This is a genomic window from Pedobacter jaeyakensis (genome assembly GCF_054461315.1).
In genome coordinates this window covers 2,989,020-3,008,617 of sequence record NZ_CM136921.1, presented here as the reverse complement: position 1 = coordinate 3,008,617, position 19,598 = coordinate 2,989,020, and the positions used below count along the sequence as shown (strand labels likewise).

The 19,598-nt window shown below is 42.5% G+C and carries 13 protein-coding genes; 10 read left to right on the top strand and 3 right to left on the bottom strand.

From position 1 onward, the window contains the following. Positions 1–75 precede the first annotated feature (75 nt). The 7 genes from ACXZ1K_RS13410 to ACXZ1K_RS13380 all read left to right on the top strand — a co-directional run bounded on the left by ACXZ1K_RS13410 (position 76) and on the right by ACXZ1K_RS13380 (position 14,039). On the top strand, positions 76–3,246 hold the full coding sequence (locus ACXZ1K_RS13410; RefSeq protein WP_458970176.1) for a SusC/RagA family TonB-linked outer membrane protein: 3,171 nt from the start codon (positions 76–78) through the stop codon (positions 3,244–3,246). A 26-nt stretch (positions 3,247–3,272) separates the two neighbouring features. After that, positions 3,273–4,889 (top strand): RagB/SusD family nutrient uptake outer membrane protein, encoded by a 1,617-nt coding sequence (locus ACXZ1K_RS13405; RefSeq protein ID WP_458970175.1) that lies wholly within the window; start codon positions 3,273–3,275, stop codon positions 4,887–4,889. A gap of 22 nt (positions 4,890–4,911) precedes the next feature. After that, entirely contained in the window at positions 4,912–8,478 is a 3,567-nt protein-coding gene (locus ACXZ1K_RS13400) for a VCBS repeat-containing protein (protein ID WP_458970174.1), read from the top strand. A gap of 19 nt (positions 8,479–8,497) precedes the next feature. After that, positions 8,498–10,330 carry a family 16 glycoside hydrolase gene (locus tag ACXZ1K_RS13395; RefSeq protein ID WP_458970173.1) on the top strand — a complete coding sequence of 611 codons (1,833 nt, stop codon included), beginning with the start codon at positions 8,498–8,500 and terminating at the stop codon, positions 10,328–10,330. 29 nt (positions 10,331–10,359) lie between these two features. Continuing rightward, entirely contained in the window at positions 10,360–12,279 is a 1,920-nt protein-coding gene (locus ACXZ1K_RS13390) for a c-type cytochrome (protein ID WP_458970172.1), read from the top strand. Positions 12,280–12,286: 7 nt separating this feature from the next. Then, entirely contained in the window at positions 12,287–13,615 is a 1,329-nt protein-coding gene (locus ACXZ1K_RS13385; RefSeq protein WP_458970171.1) for a vanadium-dependent haloperoxidase, read from the top strand. Positions 13,616–13,685: 70 nt separating this feature from the next. Continuing rightward, a complete protein-coding gene (locus ACXZ1K_RS13380; RefSeq protein ID WP_458970170.1) occupies positions 13,686–14,039 on the top strand; it encodes a VOC family protein in 354 nt (117 codons plus the stop codon). A gap of 25 nt (positions 14,040–14,064) precedes the next feature. On the opposite strand, the gene ACXZ1K_RS13375 is transcribed toward ACXZ1K_RS13380, so the two are convergent. Both ACXZ1K_RS13375 and ACXZ1K_RS13370 read right to left on the bottom strand, forming a co-directional pair. Next, positions 14,065–14,424 (bottom strand): response regulator, encoded by a 360-nt coding sequence (locus ACXZ1K_RS13375; protein WP_458970169.1) that lies wholly within the window; start codon positions 14,422–14,424, stop codon positions 14,065–14,067. 46 nt (positions 14,425–14,470) lie between these two features. Next, positions 14,471–17,086 (bottom strand): PAS domain S-box protein, encoded by a 2,616-nt coding sequence (locus ACXZ1K_RS13370; RefSeq protein WP_458970168.1) that lies wholly within the window; start codon positions 17,084–17,086, stop codon positions 14,471–14,473. A 118-nt stretch (positions 17,087–17,204) separates the two neighbouring features. Here ACXZ1K_RS13370 and ACXZ1K_RS13365 point away from each other — a divergent pair, with 118 nt between their 5' ends. The 3 genes from ACXZ1K_RS13365 (at position 17,205) to ACXZ1K_RS13355 (ending at position 18,971) form a co-directional block, all read left to right on the top strand. After that, positions 17,205–17,741 (top strand): alpha-ketoglutarate-dependent dioxygenase AlkB family protein, encoded by a 537-nt coding sequence (locus tag ACXZ1K_RS13365; protein WP_458970167.1) that lies wholly within the window; start codon positions 17,205–17,207, stop codon positions 17,739–17,741. Between the two features lie 189 nt (positions 17,742–17,930). Further along, positions 17,931–18,731, top strand: a complete 801-nt coding sequence (map, locus tag ACXZ1K_RS13360; RefSeq protein WP_458970166.1) for a type I methionyl aminopeptidase — start codon at positions 17,931–17,933, stop codon at positions 18,729–18,731. A gap of 81 nt (positions 18,732–18,812) precedes the next feature. Continuing rightward, the gene (locus ACXZ1K_RS13355) at positions 18,813–18,971 is read left to right on the top strand and encodes a hypothetical protein (RefSeq protein WP_458970165.1); all 159 of its coding nucleotides are present in this window, start codon (positions 18,813–18,815) and stop codon (positions 18,969–18,971) included. Positions 18,972–19,055: 84 nt separating this feature from the next. On the opposite strand, the gene ACXZ1K_RS13350 is transcribed toward ACXZ1K_RS13355, so the two are convergent. After that, positions 19,056–19,454: a Fic/DOC family protein gene (locus ACXZ1K_RS13350; RefSeq protein WP_458970164.1), complete on the bottom strand. Its 399-nt coding sequence runs from the start codon at positions 19,452–19,454 to the stop codon at positions 19,056–19,058. Positions 19,455–19,598 lie beyond the last annotated feature (144 nt).

Below are 19,598 nucleotides of genomic sequence, written 5' to 3'. Positions count from 1 at the left end.
TAATTTTATTTTAATTAAATCGGCTGGTGCACATCGTCGGCCAGATTTATCTAACCAATTAAACTAATATGAACTATGATGAGAAATCTATCCATTAAGAACTTTGTGGTATTGATCCTGGTCAGCCTATCCTTCATGATAAGCACATCCGGATATGCACAAACAAAGCAAATCAACGGAACTATTACATCTGCCGACGGGCCACTACCGGGTGCCACGGTTGTTATTAAAGGCACCAAAACAGGTGTAGTATCTGATCCTAACGGCAAATTCAAACTGGCCGTGCCTGCAAATGCAACCCTGGTTGTCAGTATTGTTGGCTACCAAACAAAAGAATTGGCAATTGGTGCTGAAAGCACTTATGAAGTAATGATGTCTGCCACAGTAAGTTCACTAAATGAAGTAGTAGTTTTGGGTTACGGTACCTCGAAACGTAAAGATGTTACGGGTTCTGTAAGCTCAGTTACGGCTGAACAAGTGGCCAAAGTGCCAGTTACCGGACTAGATCAGGCTTTACAAGGTCGTTCTTCAGGTGTACAGGTAACTAACAATGATGGTGCACCTGGAAGCGGTGTTACTGTTTTAATTCGTGGTGTGGGTAGTTTGGGTAGCAATGATCCTTTATATGTAGTGGATGGTTATCCGATAACTGGCGGCCTTAACAACATCAACCCCAATGATATTGCTTCAATGGATATATTAAAGGATGCATCTGCTACTGCCATCTATGGTGTACGTGCATCAAATGGTGTGGTGATCATTACCACCAAAAAAGGTAAGGAAGGCAGTGTGGAAGTTGCACTGGACGCCTATAGTTCTGTACAAACAGAACCTAAAAAATATAATGTACTGAATGCGCAACAATGGGCTACGTTAGCCAATCAGACACCTGGTTTCGACCGCTTGCCTGAATGGGCCAATCCATCTGCCTTGCAGAATGTAAACTGGCAGGATGAGGTTTACCGTACTGGTCTGAGACAGAATTATAACATCGCTGTTCGCGGTGGTAGCGATAAGGTACAGTCGGCATTTTCTGCGGGTTACTTTGACCAAAAGGGAGTGGTTTTGGGTTCCTACTTTAAAAGAATGAACTTAGGCATGAACATCGATTACAACGCCACGAAATGGTTGAAATCTTCTTCGAGTGCTAAATATTCCAGACAAAATGCCAACAATCCTTTCGGTACCGGTGCATTGGCCACTTTAAGTGAACTGATCCCAACTATTGGCGGTAACAAACTGACCAATCAGGCTAAAGATGCCAATGGCAACTATGGATTTTATGATCCGGTTAATACATATACCAGAAGCTGGAATAATCCACTTTACACAATTGAAACCCAGGATGCTAAGAATTATACAAATTACTTTTTAGGGACCACTTCATTGGAAGCTACTTTGTATGATGGGTTGAAAATCAAAACAAACTTTGGTATCAATACCTCAGATTATTCAGGATACTTTTTCACGCCTTCAGATACACGTTCTCTAGACCAATATGGTGTAGCTAGTCCGAATATTTTAAATACCTATTCGCAAAGCGCGAACAATACCTATGAATGGCTTTGGGAGAACACCATTTCTTATTCAAAAACTTTTGGAGCACACGCAATCGACTTTGTAGGTGGTATTTCTCAGCAGGAGAATAACTTCCGTCAGGTAGGTGGTAATGGTAATAACTTAATTAGTGATGCCATTAGGGATTTGTCTCAAGTACAGAATTTGGTAGTTTTTGGAAACCAGCAAACCTTTACACTAGCCTCGCAATTTGCAAGGTTGAATTATAAGTTTAACGAGAAATACCTTTTTACCGCAACAGTGAGACGTGATGGTTCCTCTAAGTTTTATGAAGGTAACCAATATGGTGTGTTCCCTTCAGGGTCAGTAGCATGGAGAGCAAAACAAGAACCTTTCCTGCAAAACGTGAAGTTTATTTCTGATTTGAAGTTTAGGGCCAGTTATGGTGAAGTAGGTAATCAGGCAGGGATCAGGCCATTCCAGTATTTGGCAAGGTACAGTTCTGGCGGTCCGGCTACATCTGGCAGCAACGTAGGGTATCCTTTTGGTGGAACTTACCAGAATGGTTTGGCCTATGTTAACCTGGATAACCAGGGCTTAACATGGGAAACATCCAGACAAACGGATATCGGTGTTGACGCGGCATTTTTGAGCGGCGACCTTACTTTAACGCTGGATTATTACAGGAAGGACTCTAAAGATTTCTTATTACAGATTCCAACATCTTCACAATCTGGTGTTACCCAATCTGCACAAAATGCAGGGAGTATCAGAAATCAGGGTGTTGAGCTATCCTTAAATTACAAGCACACAGTCAATGATTTTACTTATGGCGTAGGTTTTAACCTGACCACCGTGAAGAACGAATTGTTAAGCATTACCAAGAATACCAAATTCATCGGTAACCTGGTTAACCTGACAACTCCGGCAAATGGATGGCAACAATTTAGTCAGACAAACATCGGACAGCCTGTTGGTGAGTTCTACGGTTACCAAAGTTTGGGCATATTCCAAAACCAGGCGGAGATAGATGCGCTAAATGCGAAAGCACCGGATGGCAGCTATCAGGGAAATGCGGCTCAACCAACGCAACCTGGTGATCGTAAGTTCAAAGACATCAACGGCGACGGACAGATTACAGCAGATGACCGTACCAGTTTGGGTAGTCCGATCCCTAAGTTTTACGGTGGCGTAAACTTTGACCTGACTTATAAAGGATTTGATTTCAATGCCTTCTTTTATGGAAGTTATGGCAACAAAATCTTTAATTACCAGGCACGTAATCTAGAGAGCTTCCAGGCGCCCGGCTTTGTAGGTATCCAAAACGTAAGCGTTGATTACTACAACAACCATTGGTCGCCAACCAACCCATCTAACCGCTATGCAAGGGTTAATTATAACGATGATGTAAGTGCCAACAACGTAGCTTCGAGCGTTTACGTTGAAAATGGCAGCTACCTGCGTTTACGTAACATTACATTGGGTTATACCGTTCCAGCTGAGCTAGCTAAAAAACTAACTTTAAATAGGGTTAGAATCTACATCGCCGCACAAAACCTATTTACCATTACGAAGTATACAGGTCTTGATCCGGAAATTGGACAGCCAACAGGGACAGACCCGAATAACAACAACAGTTCTGCCAGCAACCCTACAGCATCGGGTATAGATGTAGGTACTTATCCTTCGTCCAGGTTCTACACGTTGGGTTTCAATTTTACATTTTAGACCAGATTAAGTAATAGATACGAATAATGAAAAACATAAAATATTTATATATACTGGCAGTTGGACTGCTTGTATTGACTCCCTTCAGTTGCAAAAAGGGTTTCTTGAATCAAACAGATTCGTCCAATCCAACAGCGCAAGCCTTGTTTAATAAGCCTGCTGACGGGATTGCCCTGGTAAATGCGATTTACGATACCTACCAAAATGCAGATCTGTTAAAGAAATCACTTTGGTATTATGCCAATTTCCAATCGCACGATTTCTTTAACTGGGGTAACGACAGGTTTTATAATACCTATGCGATACCAAGTACCTTTGGCGGAATCCAGGTGTTTTGGCAACGTGCCTATATCGGTATTGCCCGGGCAAACTCTGCTATCGAGATCTTAAAAACAATGAAAGAAAAGGGTGTGCTTAACGAAGCATTGGCCAATCGCCTTACTGGTGAGGTTTATTTTTTAAGAGGCATGACCTACTATTACCTGGCTGCCAGCTTTGGTGGGGTTCCTTTGGAATTGTCAAACGGCGCAAATGATGGTTTGAAGCCTAGAAGCAGTCAGGATGAGGTATTTACACAAGTAGTGTCTGATTTAACCACTGCTGCTGGTTTGCTGCCGTGGAAAGAAGATTATCAGGCAACTGAAATCGGTCGCGCTACAAAAGGGGCAGCCTTAGCCTATTTAGGTGCATCACAAATGTGGCTTAAAAAATATGCGGAGGCTTTAGTGAGTTTTAACCAGCTGGATGGTAAGTACACATTATTGCCAAAATTCATCGATATCCATGAATATGACAAAGAGAACAATGCCGAATCGATATTTGAAGTTCAGTTTATACCTGCGGGCACTCAAAGTTGGGGAGCTGGTAATGAAGTGGCGTGGATAGGTTCTTTTGGTATGCCAGAGGAGGTGTCCAACTTTGGTTACGATTATGGCAACAAAATCTTGTATGATGGTTTCCAGGCAGGTGACCTTCGTAAAGCAGCAACAATTATTGGCCCGGGAGATATTAATCCTAGTCCGGCTATTATTGCGAGGGGAGGAATTAAGTCTTACCCGCTGGTTATTGCTGGTTTTGCAAGTACAGACCCTGCTGTTAAAGCTAAATATACAGGTACAGATGGCCTGATCATTAATACTTGTGGTACTGTGGCCCGTCCATGGATAGGTACAGATAATGCGATTCCAAGAAGCGGATACTATTGCGAGAAAATGTGGCGCGATCCAACACTGGAAGGAAACTCTGGTAACTCAAATATTTTTGGTGCACAGAATCAAATCCTGCTGCGTTATGGTGAAGTACTGTTGAGTAAAGCAGAATGCCAGGCAAGGACAGGCAATAACGCAGGTGCTTTGGCGACTTTGAAAATACTTCGCGACAGGGCCTTTGGTGGTACTGCGCCAGCAGTGTTTATGAGTGAGGGCAAAGTGATTACAGATCCTTTGCAAATGGTATACCATGAATACAGACACGAGCTAACTGGCGAGTATTCAACGTTCTATAATTTACGCAGAGCAGGGGTTGCCACCGCGTTTGTCAAAGAGGTCTACGACATCACGATACCAGCCGGTCACGAATTATATCCTATCCCTCAGTACGAGATTGGATTGAATCCTAACCTGACACCGAATTTTGGTTACTAACCGATGTTAGTTAGATTTATACATGACTAAAACTCCTTTTATACTACTTGGTTTATTTGTGCTATTGAGTGTTTCCTGTAAAAGGGAGACACTCTTTGAGCAAATATCCTCTGCTCATTCTGGTATACATTTTAACAACCTGATCACGGAGTCTGATACGATAAACCCACTCGACCTGGTGAATATCTACAACGGTGGTGGTGTAGGTGTTGGTGATTTCAACGGGGATGGCTTAACTGACCTGTATTTTACCGGCAACATGGTGTCCAGTAAGCTTTATCTTAACAAAGGAAATTTTGAGTTTACAGACGTGACTGAGGCAGCTGGTGTGAATGGTGCGGGCAGATGGGCCAGGGGAGTTGCGGTGGTTGACATCAACAACGATGGTTTGCTGGATCTCTACGTTTGCAACACGATTTACAATGATAAGGTGAAACGCCTCAATTTGCTGTACGTTAACCAGGGGAACGACAAAGCTGGTCAGCCTCATTTTAAAGATATGGCTGTCGAGTATGGTTTAGAAGCCGGTTTCCAATCTACCATGGCGAGTTTCTTTGACTACGACAATGATGGCGACCTTGATATGTACCTAACGGTGAATAGTGCTTCCGCCAGCTATAACCCTAATCTTTTTGGAACCGTAAACTATAATGACAACCATAGTCTTGGCCAGCTGTACCGAAACGATTGGGATGACAAACTGAAGCATGCTCATTTCGTAAATGTGACCAAAGAAGCGGGCTTAACGTTAGATGGATTTGGACACGCGGCCACTACTGTAGATTTTAACAATGACGGATGGAAAGACATTTACATCTCAAACGATTTTTCTGGAGATAACTTGCTGTACATCAATAACCAAAACGGAACTTTTACCAACCGGTCGAAAGAATATTTCAAACACACATCATATAATGCCATGGGGCAGGACGTTGTTGATATTAACAACGACGGCCTTGCCGATGTGGTTGAGCTGGACATGAATCCGGAAGACAACTACCGTAAAAAGATGATGTTGGGCCCGAATAGTTACCAAACCTTCCAGAACTTTGATCAGTACGGCTATCAGTACCAGTATGTACGCAATACTTTACAACTGAATCAAGGTCCGAGAGTTGGTCAGCAGGGTGAAATAGGAGCTCCCGCATTTAGTGAGATCGGCTTTTTAAGCGGAGTTGCGCAAACAGACTGGAGTTGGACGCCTGTAGTCGCAGATTTTAATAACGATGGCTATCGAGATATGGTGATTACCAATGGTTTCCCGCGTGACGTGTCTGATCGTGATTTCATGACCTATCGTCAGGAAGCTTTCGCCGTAACTGCAAAGGAGACGGTAATTAAGCAAATCCCTGAAATAAAGCTGCATAACTATGGTTACCTGAACAATGGCGACCTCACTTTTAAAGATGTGAGCACCGAATGGGGATTACAATTACCAACTTTTTCTAATGGGGCTGTTTATGCCGATTTGGACAACGACGGTGCCTTGGATATGGTCATCAATAATATCAACGATGAGGCGTTAGTCTACAGAAACACTTCCAGGGATGATCAAAAAACAATTGAAAACACACATTACCTGAAGGTTAGTTTTACAGGAGATCAACGGAATATAAAGGGACTTGGTGCAATTGTGAACATCTACTATGATCATGATAAGCAGCAAGTCTTTGAAAATAACCCATACCGGGGATACCTGTCTTCCATGGATGGGATTACCCATTTCGGATTGGGAAAGACGAAAACTGTTGATTCGGTTTTAGTAACCTGGCCAAACGGCAGAAAGCAAAGACTAACTAACGTATCGACAAATCAAACACTCCAATTAAACATAAAGGATGCTAAAGGCAGTTTAGTACCAATGCCGCGTTACAACCCTAATGGCTTATTTAAGGAGATTACAGATTCTTTAAACCTGCATTACGCCAGTAAAGACGCCAGCTTTGTTGACTTTAATGTGCAGAAACTGATGCCCCACAAGCTATCTGAATACAGTCCGGCAATTGCAGTTGGCGACATCGACCACAATGGTTTAGACGATATGGTAGTAGGTGGTAACGCCTACAATCCTACACAGGTATTTTTTCAGCAGGCCAACGGCAGATTTATCCAGAAAGACCTGTTTACAATGGCTAAGCTGGGATCGCCCTATTTTAAAGATGCAGGCATCCTGCTTTTTGATGCCAATGGCGACGGCAACCTGGATTTGTATGCTGCCAGTGGTGGCTATGAGGCCGCTGCAAATGGCCCGGAATACCAGGACAGACTTTACATTAACGACGGTAAAGGAAACTTTAAGCTGGATATTGCCGCTATTCCTACAAACTTAACCAGTAAACTATGTGTAAGGGCAACTGATTTCAATAAAGACGGCAAGCTTGATCTATTTATCTCTGGTAGGGTAAAGCCATGGGAATACCCGGAGCCCGTATCAAGTATCCTGTTACGCAATGATAGTCACGACGGCATTGCTAAGTTTACCGATGTTACTTCACAAGTAGCCCCTGCGTTAAAGAATATAGGCTTGGTATGTGATGCCTTGTTTACCGATTACGACAACGATGGCTGGCCTGATTTGGTCATGGCTGGAGAATGGATGCCAATTACCATTCTAAAAAATAACCATGGAAAGTTTTTGAACACGACTGCGAATACCGGCATAGCTGGTAAGTTGGGCTGGTGGACATCTATCGTCGCCGGTGATTTCCGCCATACTGGCCGCACCGACTACATTGTAGGTAACTTGGGTCAAAATAGCCTGATGAAAGCAAGCGAGGAATATCCAGTGTACATCACTGCCAAAAACTTCGACAAAAGTGGTTACAGCGCAGTTCCTTCCTATTTCTTGAAAGATGAACATGGCGTGCTAAAAGAGTTTCCAGTTGCTGGCCGGGATGATATGGCTAAGCAGATGATCAGCATGAAGAAGAAATTTACCAATTACAAATCATATGCAAAAGCAACCCTGGATGAAGTACTTAGTGCGGAACAGCGAAAGGACGCATTGAGGTTAAAAGCCAATCTATTACAGTCCTGCTACATGCGCAATGATGGAAATGGTAAGTTTACTTTGATCCCGCTACCTATACAGGCCCAGCTATCTGTAATTAATGGAATGGAGGTGGGCGACTTCGATGGCGATGGCAATCTTGACGTATTGATAAATGGTAACGATTATGGAACTGATGCTGCTATAGGTAGGTATGATGCATTAAATGGCTTGATATTGAAAGGTGATGGTAAGGGTGGATTTAAACCTTTGAGTATCCTGCAAAGCGGAATTTACATCCCTGGAAATGGAAAGGCTTTGGTTAAGCTGCGAAATAGTAAGGGAGAGGTGATGATTGCTGCCAGTCAGCACAAGGACTTCTTAAAGGTATTTAAGAAAAAAGATACCACGAAGACCATAGCTGTACAGCCTGATGACGCATACGCTGTTCTAGCATATAAAAACGGTAAATCAACAAGACAAGAATTCTATTACGGCGCATCGTTTTTATCGCAGTCGGCCAGGTTTATCACTGATGACGACCAAATTAAAAGCATCACGGTTACCAATAATGCGGGTAAAAAACGCAGTTTAAAATAAATAGCCAAACGAACAACAAATGAAAAGAAGAGTTAATACCCGGTTTTGCCTTGCCCTTATGATGGTCAGTTTAGTCGGAATGGAGCATTCTACCGCGCAAGCTTTAAAGAGCCATGTAGCGTTGGATGATTTACAAGCCTTTACCAATGTCTCCAAAAATTGGACAATAGCAGGAAATATACATGCTGATTTAAAGCAACTTAATAACTTTACCTTAACAAAAGGTAAGGGAATTTTGGTGAATCAGATGGATAAGGGCAAGCCTGGAAGCGACCTTTACTTCACACTGCAGCATGGAGATATCGATTTAGAAATGGATTATATGATGGCCAGAGGTACCAATTCCGGAATCTATTTACAAGGAAGGTATGAGGTACAGTTATTTGACAGCTGGGGAGCAGAAAAACCAAATGCAAGCGACAATGGCGGGATTTATGAACGTTGGGACGACAGCAAGCCAGAGGGAGAAAAAGGCTATGAAGGCCATGCGCCACGTCAAAATGTAAGCAGGGCACCTGGCCTTTGGCAGCACATCAAAATCTCCTTCCAGGCTCCGCGTTTTGATGATAAGGGCATGAAAACAGCAAATGCTAAAATGCTGTATGTTTGGCTAAATGGTATTTTGATACAGGAAAACGTAGAACTATCCGGACCAACAAGAGGAGCTATTGACAATAGAGAAGTTGCCGTCGGACCTCTTAGACTACAAGGAGACCATGGCGCTATAGCATTTAGGAATATAAGCTATACAAACTTCGATAAACCGCATCCTACGGTGTCTCAATTAAAGTATGCGGTGTATAAAGGAAACTATGCAGAAGAGCCAGACTACAAGGCTTTAAAACCAGAAGCACAGGGTAGTCCGCAAGTCCTGACTTCCAACGAAGTTAAGCTGAATAATGAATTTGTTTTAAGATATACTGGCTCCATACATATTGCCGAGCCAGGCGAATATCACTTTAAACTAAACGTTCCCGGAGGTAAAAGTTCATTAAAAGTAAATGGCATTAAAGCAGTTGATACCAAGGAATTTAAGGGAGAAGGGTCCGCGGTGCTTCCGGCAGGTGAGCTTCCTTTTGAGCTATTTTATACAAAGAACGTAGACTGGGCGAAAGCCGCTTTAGGATTAACGGTATCTGGCCCCGGTGTCCGTGAATATTTATTAAGCGATGCGAATGTAAGCACCCTTGACGCCGTTGATAAGATCATGATCAACGCCCGGGAAAATACCATCCTCAGGAGTTTCACAGATTTACCGGGTAATATCCGAGTGGTTCATGCGGTTGGTGTGGGAAGTCCGGAACAACTGCACTATACCTATGATTTAGACAATGGCATGATTGTTCAGTTATGGCGCGGGGATTTTTTGGATGCAACACCGATGTGGCATGAACGCGGCGACGGCTCATCAAAACCAGCAGGGTCTGTAGAATATTTTGGGAAACCGGTCCCTTCGATCAGCAAGTTGACCAGTGCAGATGCAGCTTGGGTTACTGATACCACTAGTACAGGTTTCAAACCTAAAGGCTACAAGTTGGATAAGGAGAAGCGACCTGCTTTTAAATACTTAATTTATGGTACATTGGTAAATGATGCCAGCACTGTATTACCAGAAGGCCAGGGAATTAAAAGAACGATTGCCCTGGAAACTGCCATACCAAATGCATTTGTACGACTGGCTATCGGGAAAAATATTGAAATGATTAAAAGTGGAATGTATTGTATAGATGATAGTTATTACATTAGTTTACCCGCTGAGGGGAATGAAAAACCTGTTGTTCGCACACAAGGAAGTACACAGGAACTAATTGTCCCTATTCAGCAAAATTTAACCTATTCTATTATTCTATAAGAACCGGTATGAGATCACTATTTAGACAAATGAAACAGCATATATTCCTTTTTATACTGGCTGCAGGCTTGTTAATGCTTCAGACAAAACAAGCTATGGCTCAGGCCGAATCTCCAAAAGAGGACGACTTTTTTAAGATCATGAGGATGCCCGCACCTGAAGGAGCCATTCTTGAAGTTGGTGGGTTATGCGTACTACCGAATGGGGTGTTGGCGGTGACTACCCGTCGCGGCGACATCTATATGGTAGAGAACCCAAGCAGTCAGCAGCCCTACTTCCGCAAGTTTGCTGCAGGATTGCATGAAGTTTTGGGCGCTGCATATAAGGACGGCGCATTATATGTGGTACAACGTGGAGAATTAACGAAGCTGGTTGACACGGATATGGATGGCATGGCCGATGTATTTGAAACCATCTACGCCTGGCCTTTGTCTGGTAACTACCACGAATACAGCTTTGGACCTAAACTAGCGCCTGACGGTTCATTCTTTGTAACGCTTAACTTGGGTTTTCCGCCCGACTGGTGGCATCCGAAAAGCATGGTACCTTACCGTGGTTGGGCACTTAACATCACCGATAAAGGGGTAGTAACCCCATGGGCGGCTGGTTTTAGATCACCATGTGGAATTAGTATGATAGACGGCGAACTTTGGTATAGCGACAACCAGGGCGACTGGGTAGGGTCTGGCAGCATCATGCCTGTAAAAAAAGGTGGTTTTATGGGACATCCGGCAAGCCTGGTGTGGACTAACTTACCTAATTCTCCTTTGAGTTTAACATCTGAAAAATTTTTCGCCAATAATAAACCTCGTATAGAGTTTGATAAAAGTGGAGAGCCCTTTAAACCTCAAAACATTGTTGACGAGAAATACCGCACGCTAGCAGATGCGAAAAAAGAGATACCAGAATTACAATTACCTGCTGTTTGGTTGCCACATGGTATTTTGGGGATATCCAATTCAGAGATTGTAAAGATACCAGAAGGAGTATTTGGTCCGTTTGCTGGTCAGCTTTTGGTTGGCGATCAGGGTCAGAGTATGGTAGACAGGGTTTTCCTGGAAAAAGTAAATGGCGAGTACCAGGGCGCTTCATGGGCGTTTAGGAGTGGCTTTCAATCAGGCATTGTCCGCTTGGCCTGGTTGCCGGATGGATCGTTAGTCGCAGGCGAAACCAATAGGGGCTGGGGCTCGGCCGGTGAGGCAACAATGGGTTTACAACGACTGGTATGGAACAACCATATGCCATTTGAGATGCGCGCTGTTAGGGCGATGCCGGACGGTTTTGAAATAGAATTTACCAAACCTGTAGATAAAAAGTCTGCCGAGGATATAGGATCCTATTCAGTAGAAAGTTATACCTATAAATATCAGGCGGTATATGGGAGTCCGCCCGTTGGCAACTTAAAATGCAACATCACAGGAGTCAAAGTATCAGCGGATGGTTTAAAGGCACGCATTGTCATTAGTAATTTACGCAAAAATTTCATCCATACGATTACCCTGGAAGGTGTGCGTGAACAGGAGAATTACTTCAATTTGGTGCATCCAACTGCCTATTATACATTAAATAATATTCCCGAAGGAGACAAACTGAACTTAAAAGATGTGAGCATCAAAAATTCGAAGACGATCCCCGTTAAGGCCGGAAAATCGACCGTTGTTAAACCGGTAAGTACTGTTGCCAGCAAAGCACCAACCTATGCCGAAGTAAAGGCCTTGCTGGTTAAAAATACCTGTTCCTCCTGCCATAATCCTGATGTTAAACAAGTTGGTCCCGCCTTTAAGGACATTGCAAAACGCAAGTATAGCATTGAACAGATTTTGGAATTGATTAAGAACCCTAAGCCTGAGCATTGGCCGGAGTATTCTACACCGATGCCCTCCATGCCGCAGGTGTCTGCAAAAGATGCCCGTATGATTGCCAGCTGGATCACCTCACTAGACAAATAGCATATTGATGGGCAATTCTGATATCAAATACCTTAAACTTTTGACAGTTGCTCTTGCGGTCTTTTGTGTTGCCGGCTGCAGCAAGAAGGATAAAATAAAAATGATGGCCGATGCCGAAGTGCTGCACGAAAACGTGGATCACCTGACGCAGCTGATCATCTACGACGCGTTTAGTCCGCCAGTGGCCAGTCGCATTTACGGTTACACCTCGCTGGCAGCCTTTGAAGCGATACGCTTTGAGAATGACAAATATCGATCAATTGCAGCGCAGATGGCAGGTTTTAAAACAATGCCCAAGCCGCAAAAAGGGAAGAAATATAATTACACACTTGCTGCATCAAAAGCATTCTTTACAGTTGCACACAAGGTTACATTCTCCGTAGATACGCTAAAAAAATATGAAAACAAGGTGATTGCCATGTATCAATCCAACCTTGACGACAGCACTTTTTTACGTTCTATGGCTTTTGGGGAACAGATTGGTAAAGCAATATTGGCTCGTGCTGACAATGATGGTTATGCAAAAAGTAGGGGTAAAGTGAGGTTTTTAGGAAGCAACGACAATGGTAAATGGCGACCAACACCCCCAGATTACCTGGAAGGCGTCGAATTTTGCTGGGGTACACAGCAGTTATTTGTGCTGAAGACTTCCGACGATTTTCCACTTCCAGCGCCGCCAGCTTTTAGTGAGGACAAAAAAAGTGAATACTTTAAACAGGCGATGGCTGTTTACGAGCAAAGTAAAATACTAACGCCAGACCAGCTACAAATTGCTGCCTTTTGGGATGATAATCCTTTCGTTATTCAACATAAAGGGCATACCATGTTTGCCAATAAGAAAATAACACCTGGTGGACACTGGATTGGCATAACAGCTATTGCCTGTAAAAAAACTAAATCAGACGCGGTAAGATCGGCCCAAGCCTATGCCCTAACATCCATCGCGTTGTATGATGCATTCATTAGTTGCTGGCAGGCTAAATATAAAACGGAATACATCCGGCCCATTACAGTAATCAATGAAAAGATAGATCCAAATTGGGTATCGTTATTACAGACCCCACCATTTCCAGAATACCCAAGTGGGCATAGTGCAATAAGTGGATCGGCGGCAGTGATGCTAACCCATCTTTTTGGCGATAATTTTGAGTACATGGATACGAGTGACCTGAGGTATATTGGCATACAGCGCCATTTTACTTCCTTCTTACAAGCTTCGAATGAAACCTCAATTAGTAGGTATTACGGAGGTATTCATTTCAAGAACAGCGTAGATCAGGGCGCGATACAGGGAAGACAGGTTGGAGAATACATCTGGAAAACGCTGAAGCGGTAGCAGCAATTATATCACAGAGCGTCACAGGAATCGTGTTGCAATTCATTTTGTAAATCAGTATTTTAGATATATGAAAGCAATTGAAGTAGTTTCGATTCCTGTTAGCGATCAACAGGCTGCAAAAGCATTTTACTTAAAGATCGGTTTTGAGATTATAGTTGAAGCGCCTATGGGTGATGCCGGCGACTGGATTCAACTGGGCTTGCCTGGTCAAACCACATCAATTACCTTGGTTAATTGGTTTGCTAAGTTACAACCAGGATTTTTTCATGGTTTGGTGTTAAAATCTGACGATATTGAGAAAGAGTCAGAAGAGCTGAAACAAAAGGGCGTCAAAGTCGATCCAATTGATCAAACCGCCTGGGGCAGATTTGCTACCTTCTATGATCTGGATGGCAATAGTTTAACATTGCATCAGGACTAAGATCTGATTTTTAGGCCAGGGTCATTTAATGCTGTATCAGCTTATCGATTTTATCGAGCAGATCTGTCATTTCAAAAGGTTTGGCCAGGAAGTCGTCTGCTCCGCATTCCAGAGCAGACTGCATGATTTGCCTGCTCGCAGAAATCATCAATACAGGAATACTTCTGGTTTTAGGATCTGATTTTAAAGCCTTACAAATATCCCTTCCATCTATTCCAGACATCCAGATGTCCAGCAACAACAGGTCTGGCTGTTCAATCATTTTATTTGGAACCTCGTTCCCGTACATGGTATGGATCACATTGTATCCCATCGCTTCTAACATGATGGTAGTTGCGTCAACTATTGCTTCATCGTCGTCAGCGATTAATATTTTTTTACTCATTCTTATCTTACTGGTAATCTCGATGCTTAGGGTGTGACATATAAAGTTAAATTGTTGGTTGGTTTACCGGAATAGAAAAGCAAAAAGTAGAGCCCTTACCCGCTATCGAATTTACCCAAATTCGCCCGCCAAGTTGATTTACAATCTCAGAAGAGATGTAAAGACCTAGTCCGAGACCAGGAAAGGTGTGTTCTTTAGTTCCGGATACGCGGTAGAATTGTTCAAACACATGATCCTGTTTATCGCGGGTGAGCCCTATTCCAAAGTCCTGTACGCAAAGCTGTACTTCTGCACCATGATCTTCTGTGTACACAATGATCTGATTGGCATCAGGAGAATACTTGATGGCGTTAGAAAGCAGATTAACGATGACCTGGCAGATGCGTTCTCTATCGCCAGTTACTGTTCCTTTAAAGCTCAATTCCTTTTTGATTTGGTGCCGTTCTGCGGTAAGTTGCATGTCATCCGTAATCTCTTCAACCAGCTGGTTGAAATCAAATGGCTCGTTAGCCAATTGCAGTCGACCAGAATTAATTTTCGTGACATCTAACAGATCGCCAATCAACGAAGTTAACCTGTTGATCTGCTTATCCATCTTGGTCATTAAGGCAGCATTTTTCAAATCGCCTGACCGCTTAAGTGTCATTTCCAGCACTTGCGCATAAGCTTTAATGCTGGTAACAGGAGTTTTTAGCTCATGACTGGCAACCCCAAGGAAATTGTCTTTTTGTTTTTCCAATTCCTTTTGTTGGGTAATGTCAGTATTTGTTCCATACCATTTGGTAATGTGACCGTTTTGATCTGTAAGCGCCAAGGCCCTCACGAGCCACCAACGGTAGAGACCCTTTTTGTCCTTAAGCCTGAATTCTGTTTGGTAGGGTACGCCAGTATTAATGCTTCTCTGCCATAATTTTAATGTGTTTGGTACGTCATCCGGATGCATCGTTGACGCCCATTTTGTACCCAATGAGTCTGCTATAGCCACGTCACTACACTCGTACCAGCGTTGATTGATGTAATCGAGCATTCCATCAGGAGTTGCCGTCCACACAACAGCTGGTACAGTATCCGCTAAAAATTCCATTTCCTTTATGGACTGGTATAGTTCCTCATTCTTTTCGGCCATTGCCCGTTTGGCATTGATTTCTGCCCTAAGGTCTCTTGCAATACCAGCGATGGCAATTGGCAGTCGGGTCAGCTCATCCCGGATAATGAACAATTGCTTGTGGATGGGAATGATCTCTCCTGTCTGCAAGTTCTTCAGTTCCAGAGCGCCAGACCATTGTTCCTCTTTTAGCAGATGCCTCATGATCTCTGTAGCGATCTTTGTTGATGAAGATGGCGAGTGGTACGCGAATATGTTGGCAGTGGCCATATTTGTATCGTCTACACCGATCAGCTTTCTGCCAGAGCGGTTGATGTAGATCGTATTGCCTTCAAGATCAGTATAGTTGCAAAAATCTTCGCTAATGTCAACAATAGTGGCCAATCGCTGAAGTTCAGATTTAGCCTTCATTTCAGGTCGAAGGTCCCTTGCTGTGGCGCCGCGACCGATAATCTCACCCGTGATGGGATCTTTGATTAAAATATAATTGACCTGACAGGGAATCTGCTCATCTGATTGGTAACGCTTAAGATGAATGATACCTGTCCATCCGGCCCGGCTATCTATGTTTGGAATGATGGTATGCTGTACACGCTGCAGCTCATCAGGGGTGTAGAAATCCTTCGCCGAATATAACGTAATATCAACTTCTTTAGGTACGCCTAAAAGCAGTCTGGCTGCTCTGTTCATATAGATCAGGTTGCCCTGCATATCTGCGATAGACATGTGGTCAGCATTGTAATTGACCAGTGCGAGCAGTCGTTGCTCACTTAATCTGATCTTTGCATCTTCAGTGATATCGCGGGCTGTACCTGCAAACCGGTAGGCGATTTGCTCCTCATTAAAATATGCACGGCCTTTGCAATGCACCCAGCGTACTTTTCCTGAATTGCTGCCCACAGTTCGGTAACGAATATCATAGGTACTTTTATTCAGCGGATCAATTGCCTGCTTAACGGCCTCGGCAACCTTCACTGCATCTTGCGGATGTATGCAATCCAATACTTGGGCATAAGAAATTCGATCCTCGCCCTCAAATCCAAAAAGCTCCTTGCAGCGAGCATCCCAGTATACCTTTTCAGATATAGGATTAAGATCCCAAGTTCCAATCTCGGCAGATTCCAGCGCGAGGGATAATCGTTCCTGGGCATCTTTCATCGCTAATTTGGCATTGACAAGGTCCGTTACGTTTATCGCACTATGAATGATTGCCTCAGTTTTTCCTGCGGCATCTAATATCGCTTTGTATGTATAATTGAAATAAAAGGTTTGTAGTTTTCCGTCGACCCATATCTGAGCCGCATCTTGCTGACTGTGATGCGTTTTTCCCGTATCATAGACTTGTTGCAAAAGTCCTAAAAATGGTTGATCCTTTAATTCAGGAACGGCTTCTATTAGCCGCATGCCGATTATGGAAGAATCTTTACCTAAAAAAGTAAGCATTTGGCTATTGGCTGCACCTATAACGATATCACGAGTATGGTAAATGGCCGTTGCACTAGGGGAAGCTTCAATGAGTTCATTGAAACGGGTGATGTCAGTATTGTCTTGGGCCATTCATGATCTTAAAGTCCTAAGGTAATAAAATTTTCAAAGAGTTATTATTGTCTGAATAATCTTTCAGTTATTTGGTGATTACTAATAATATTAGTAAATTGTGACATAAGTTTTTGAAATGGAACAGTTGACATTATTTGCACCAAAAGGGCAAAGCAGGGGGCTTCCGGTTGAGGTGCTCGACTACCGTCCTGAAATTATAAAAGAACCACTAGGTTATCAGTTAATGGATAGATTGGTAGCCCAGGCACCCTGGCAGCAAAAAGTGGTAAGCATGTATGATAAACAGGTGATTACACCTAGACTAACCGCATGGTATGCCAATGCGGAAACAATGGATTACACGTCTTTGAGAAAATCTGCTCCAAATGATTGGACCCCTGAACTCTTGTATATTAAGGATTTGCTTGAGCCACTGGCAGGAGTAGAGTTTAACAGTGTTTTGTTGAATTATTACCGTGATGGTAATGATTCAGTTGCCTGGCACAGTGACAATGAAAGGGCTTTAGGTGAAAACCCGACAATAGCTTCAATAAGTTTCGGACAAGTAAGGCCATTCGAGATTAGAAAAAAGGACAATCATCAGGAGCGGTATTCGGTACTATTAGAACATGGATCGCTACTTTTAATGAAGGGAAGTTTGCAATCGCAATGAGACCACAGAATAGCAAAATCTGTTAAGCCAATGCGGCCGAGGTTAAATTTGACTTTCAGGGTTGTTGTATGATTATATTTAATCAAAAATTTAGTTAAGACAACATTCAAGAAATTTGTTGGAAACAGTGCTTGAAGAAGTTATTTTCAATTTTATGAACCTAAGACTTCTTTTGTTAAATTTGCAGTAATGATTTTGTATAAAACAAACGAAGAGGTAGAGCTGATGCGCATCAGTGCGCTATTGGTAAGCCAAACTTTGGCAGAGGTAGCTAAAGTATTGAAACCTGGTATGACTACATTAGCAATAGATAAATTGGCCAATGAGTTTATAACAGACAACGGCGCTATACCTTCTTTTTATAATTATAATAATTTCCCTTTCCACATTATTACTTCTTTGAACGATGTTGTGGTACATGGCTTGCCATCCAAATCAGAGTTGGTTGACGGAGATATCATCTCTGTAGATGTTGGAACCATTAAGAACGGTTTCCATGGCGATCATGCTTATACATTTATCATTGGAGAGACTTCTCCAGAAATTCTAAACCTGGTAAAAACAGCGAAAGAATCCCTCTTTCTGGGAATTAAAGAAGCTGTGGTGGGAAAACGTATTGGAGATATCGGTTATGCCATTCAAAACCATAATGAGAAACAAGGGTTTGGGGTAGTAAGAGATTTGGTAGGGCATGGTTTGGGAAGAGATATGCATGAGGATCCGCAGGTGCCAAATTACGGTAGAAAAGGCGCGGGCATGAAGTTGAATCAGAATTTAGTTGTCGCGATTGAACCCATGATCAACCTTGGTAAAAAAGATGTATTTCTTGATAATGATGGTTGGGCAATTAGAACTGCCGACGGAAGTCCGTCGGTTCATTTTGAACATGATGTGTGCATTAAAAAGGGCGAGGCATTGATTCTTTCCGATTATGCACCTATTGAGGCTGCAGAAAAGAAGAATAGCAATCTGAATAGTTCTTACTATTGATAAGATATCAGTTAAGCCTGTTCTTTCTTCTCAAAATCACTCGGCCTAGTATTTGTGCAATAATTTCTATATTTTTGTGGTATGAACAAGAAATCTAAGGACTTAGGGAAAGATAAAGCCTCATTAAGAGAAAAGATTCTTAAGTCTATGGTGGCATCCTTTAGAATTGAAGGTATTGACATATCCGAAGCTGCCGCGGCTTCCGCATTAAAAAAAATTACTCTTAGTTTGGAAAAATAGAAGTAATAAACTCTATCATAGGTTGATAATCTTTTTCGGCTGATTTTTGTATTGCATTAACATAAATATCGAAATTGCTTTCATTTATCTTTTCAAATATAAGGAATCATAACCTTGTTTTCTTGCCATTAAATTAGCTAAAATTCGTGCTGTACGACCGTTGCCCTCTCTGAAAGGATGTATGAAAAGTAGTTCCCCATGAACCATAGCTATGTCATTTACAAGCTGTTCCTTATTTGCATATTTATTAGGTAATCGCGTTAGCAATTCTTCTTCAAACAAGAGCATAGATTGTGGAAGAAACTTGGCCGATGGAAATGGGAAACCTCCTTTTGAAATATTAACTTCACGAAGTTTACCAGCGAATGTATAAAGATGTTTTAAAGATAATTTATGTATTTCGAGAATGTACTTTATATTAAATTTTGTTTTGTTTTGTTTGTAAGTCGTTCCGACAGTATTATTTCTGTTTTTAAAAACCATCAAACTCTGCTAATCCAATTTCCTCCACAGAGGTCAGCTTTAGAATGTTTGGAAGTATTTCCGCTTGAGCGTTTGGTAGGTCATATTTCATGAGCTAAGATAAATATTTTTCTTGCTTGTCCCCATTTGTAAGTGGTAAATTGC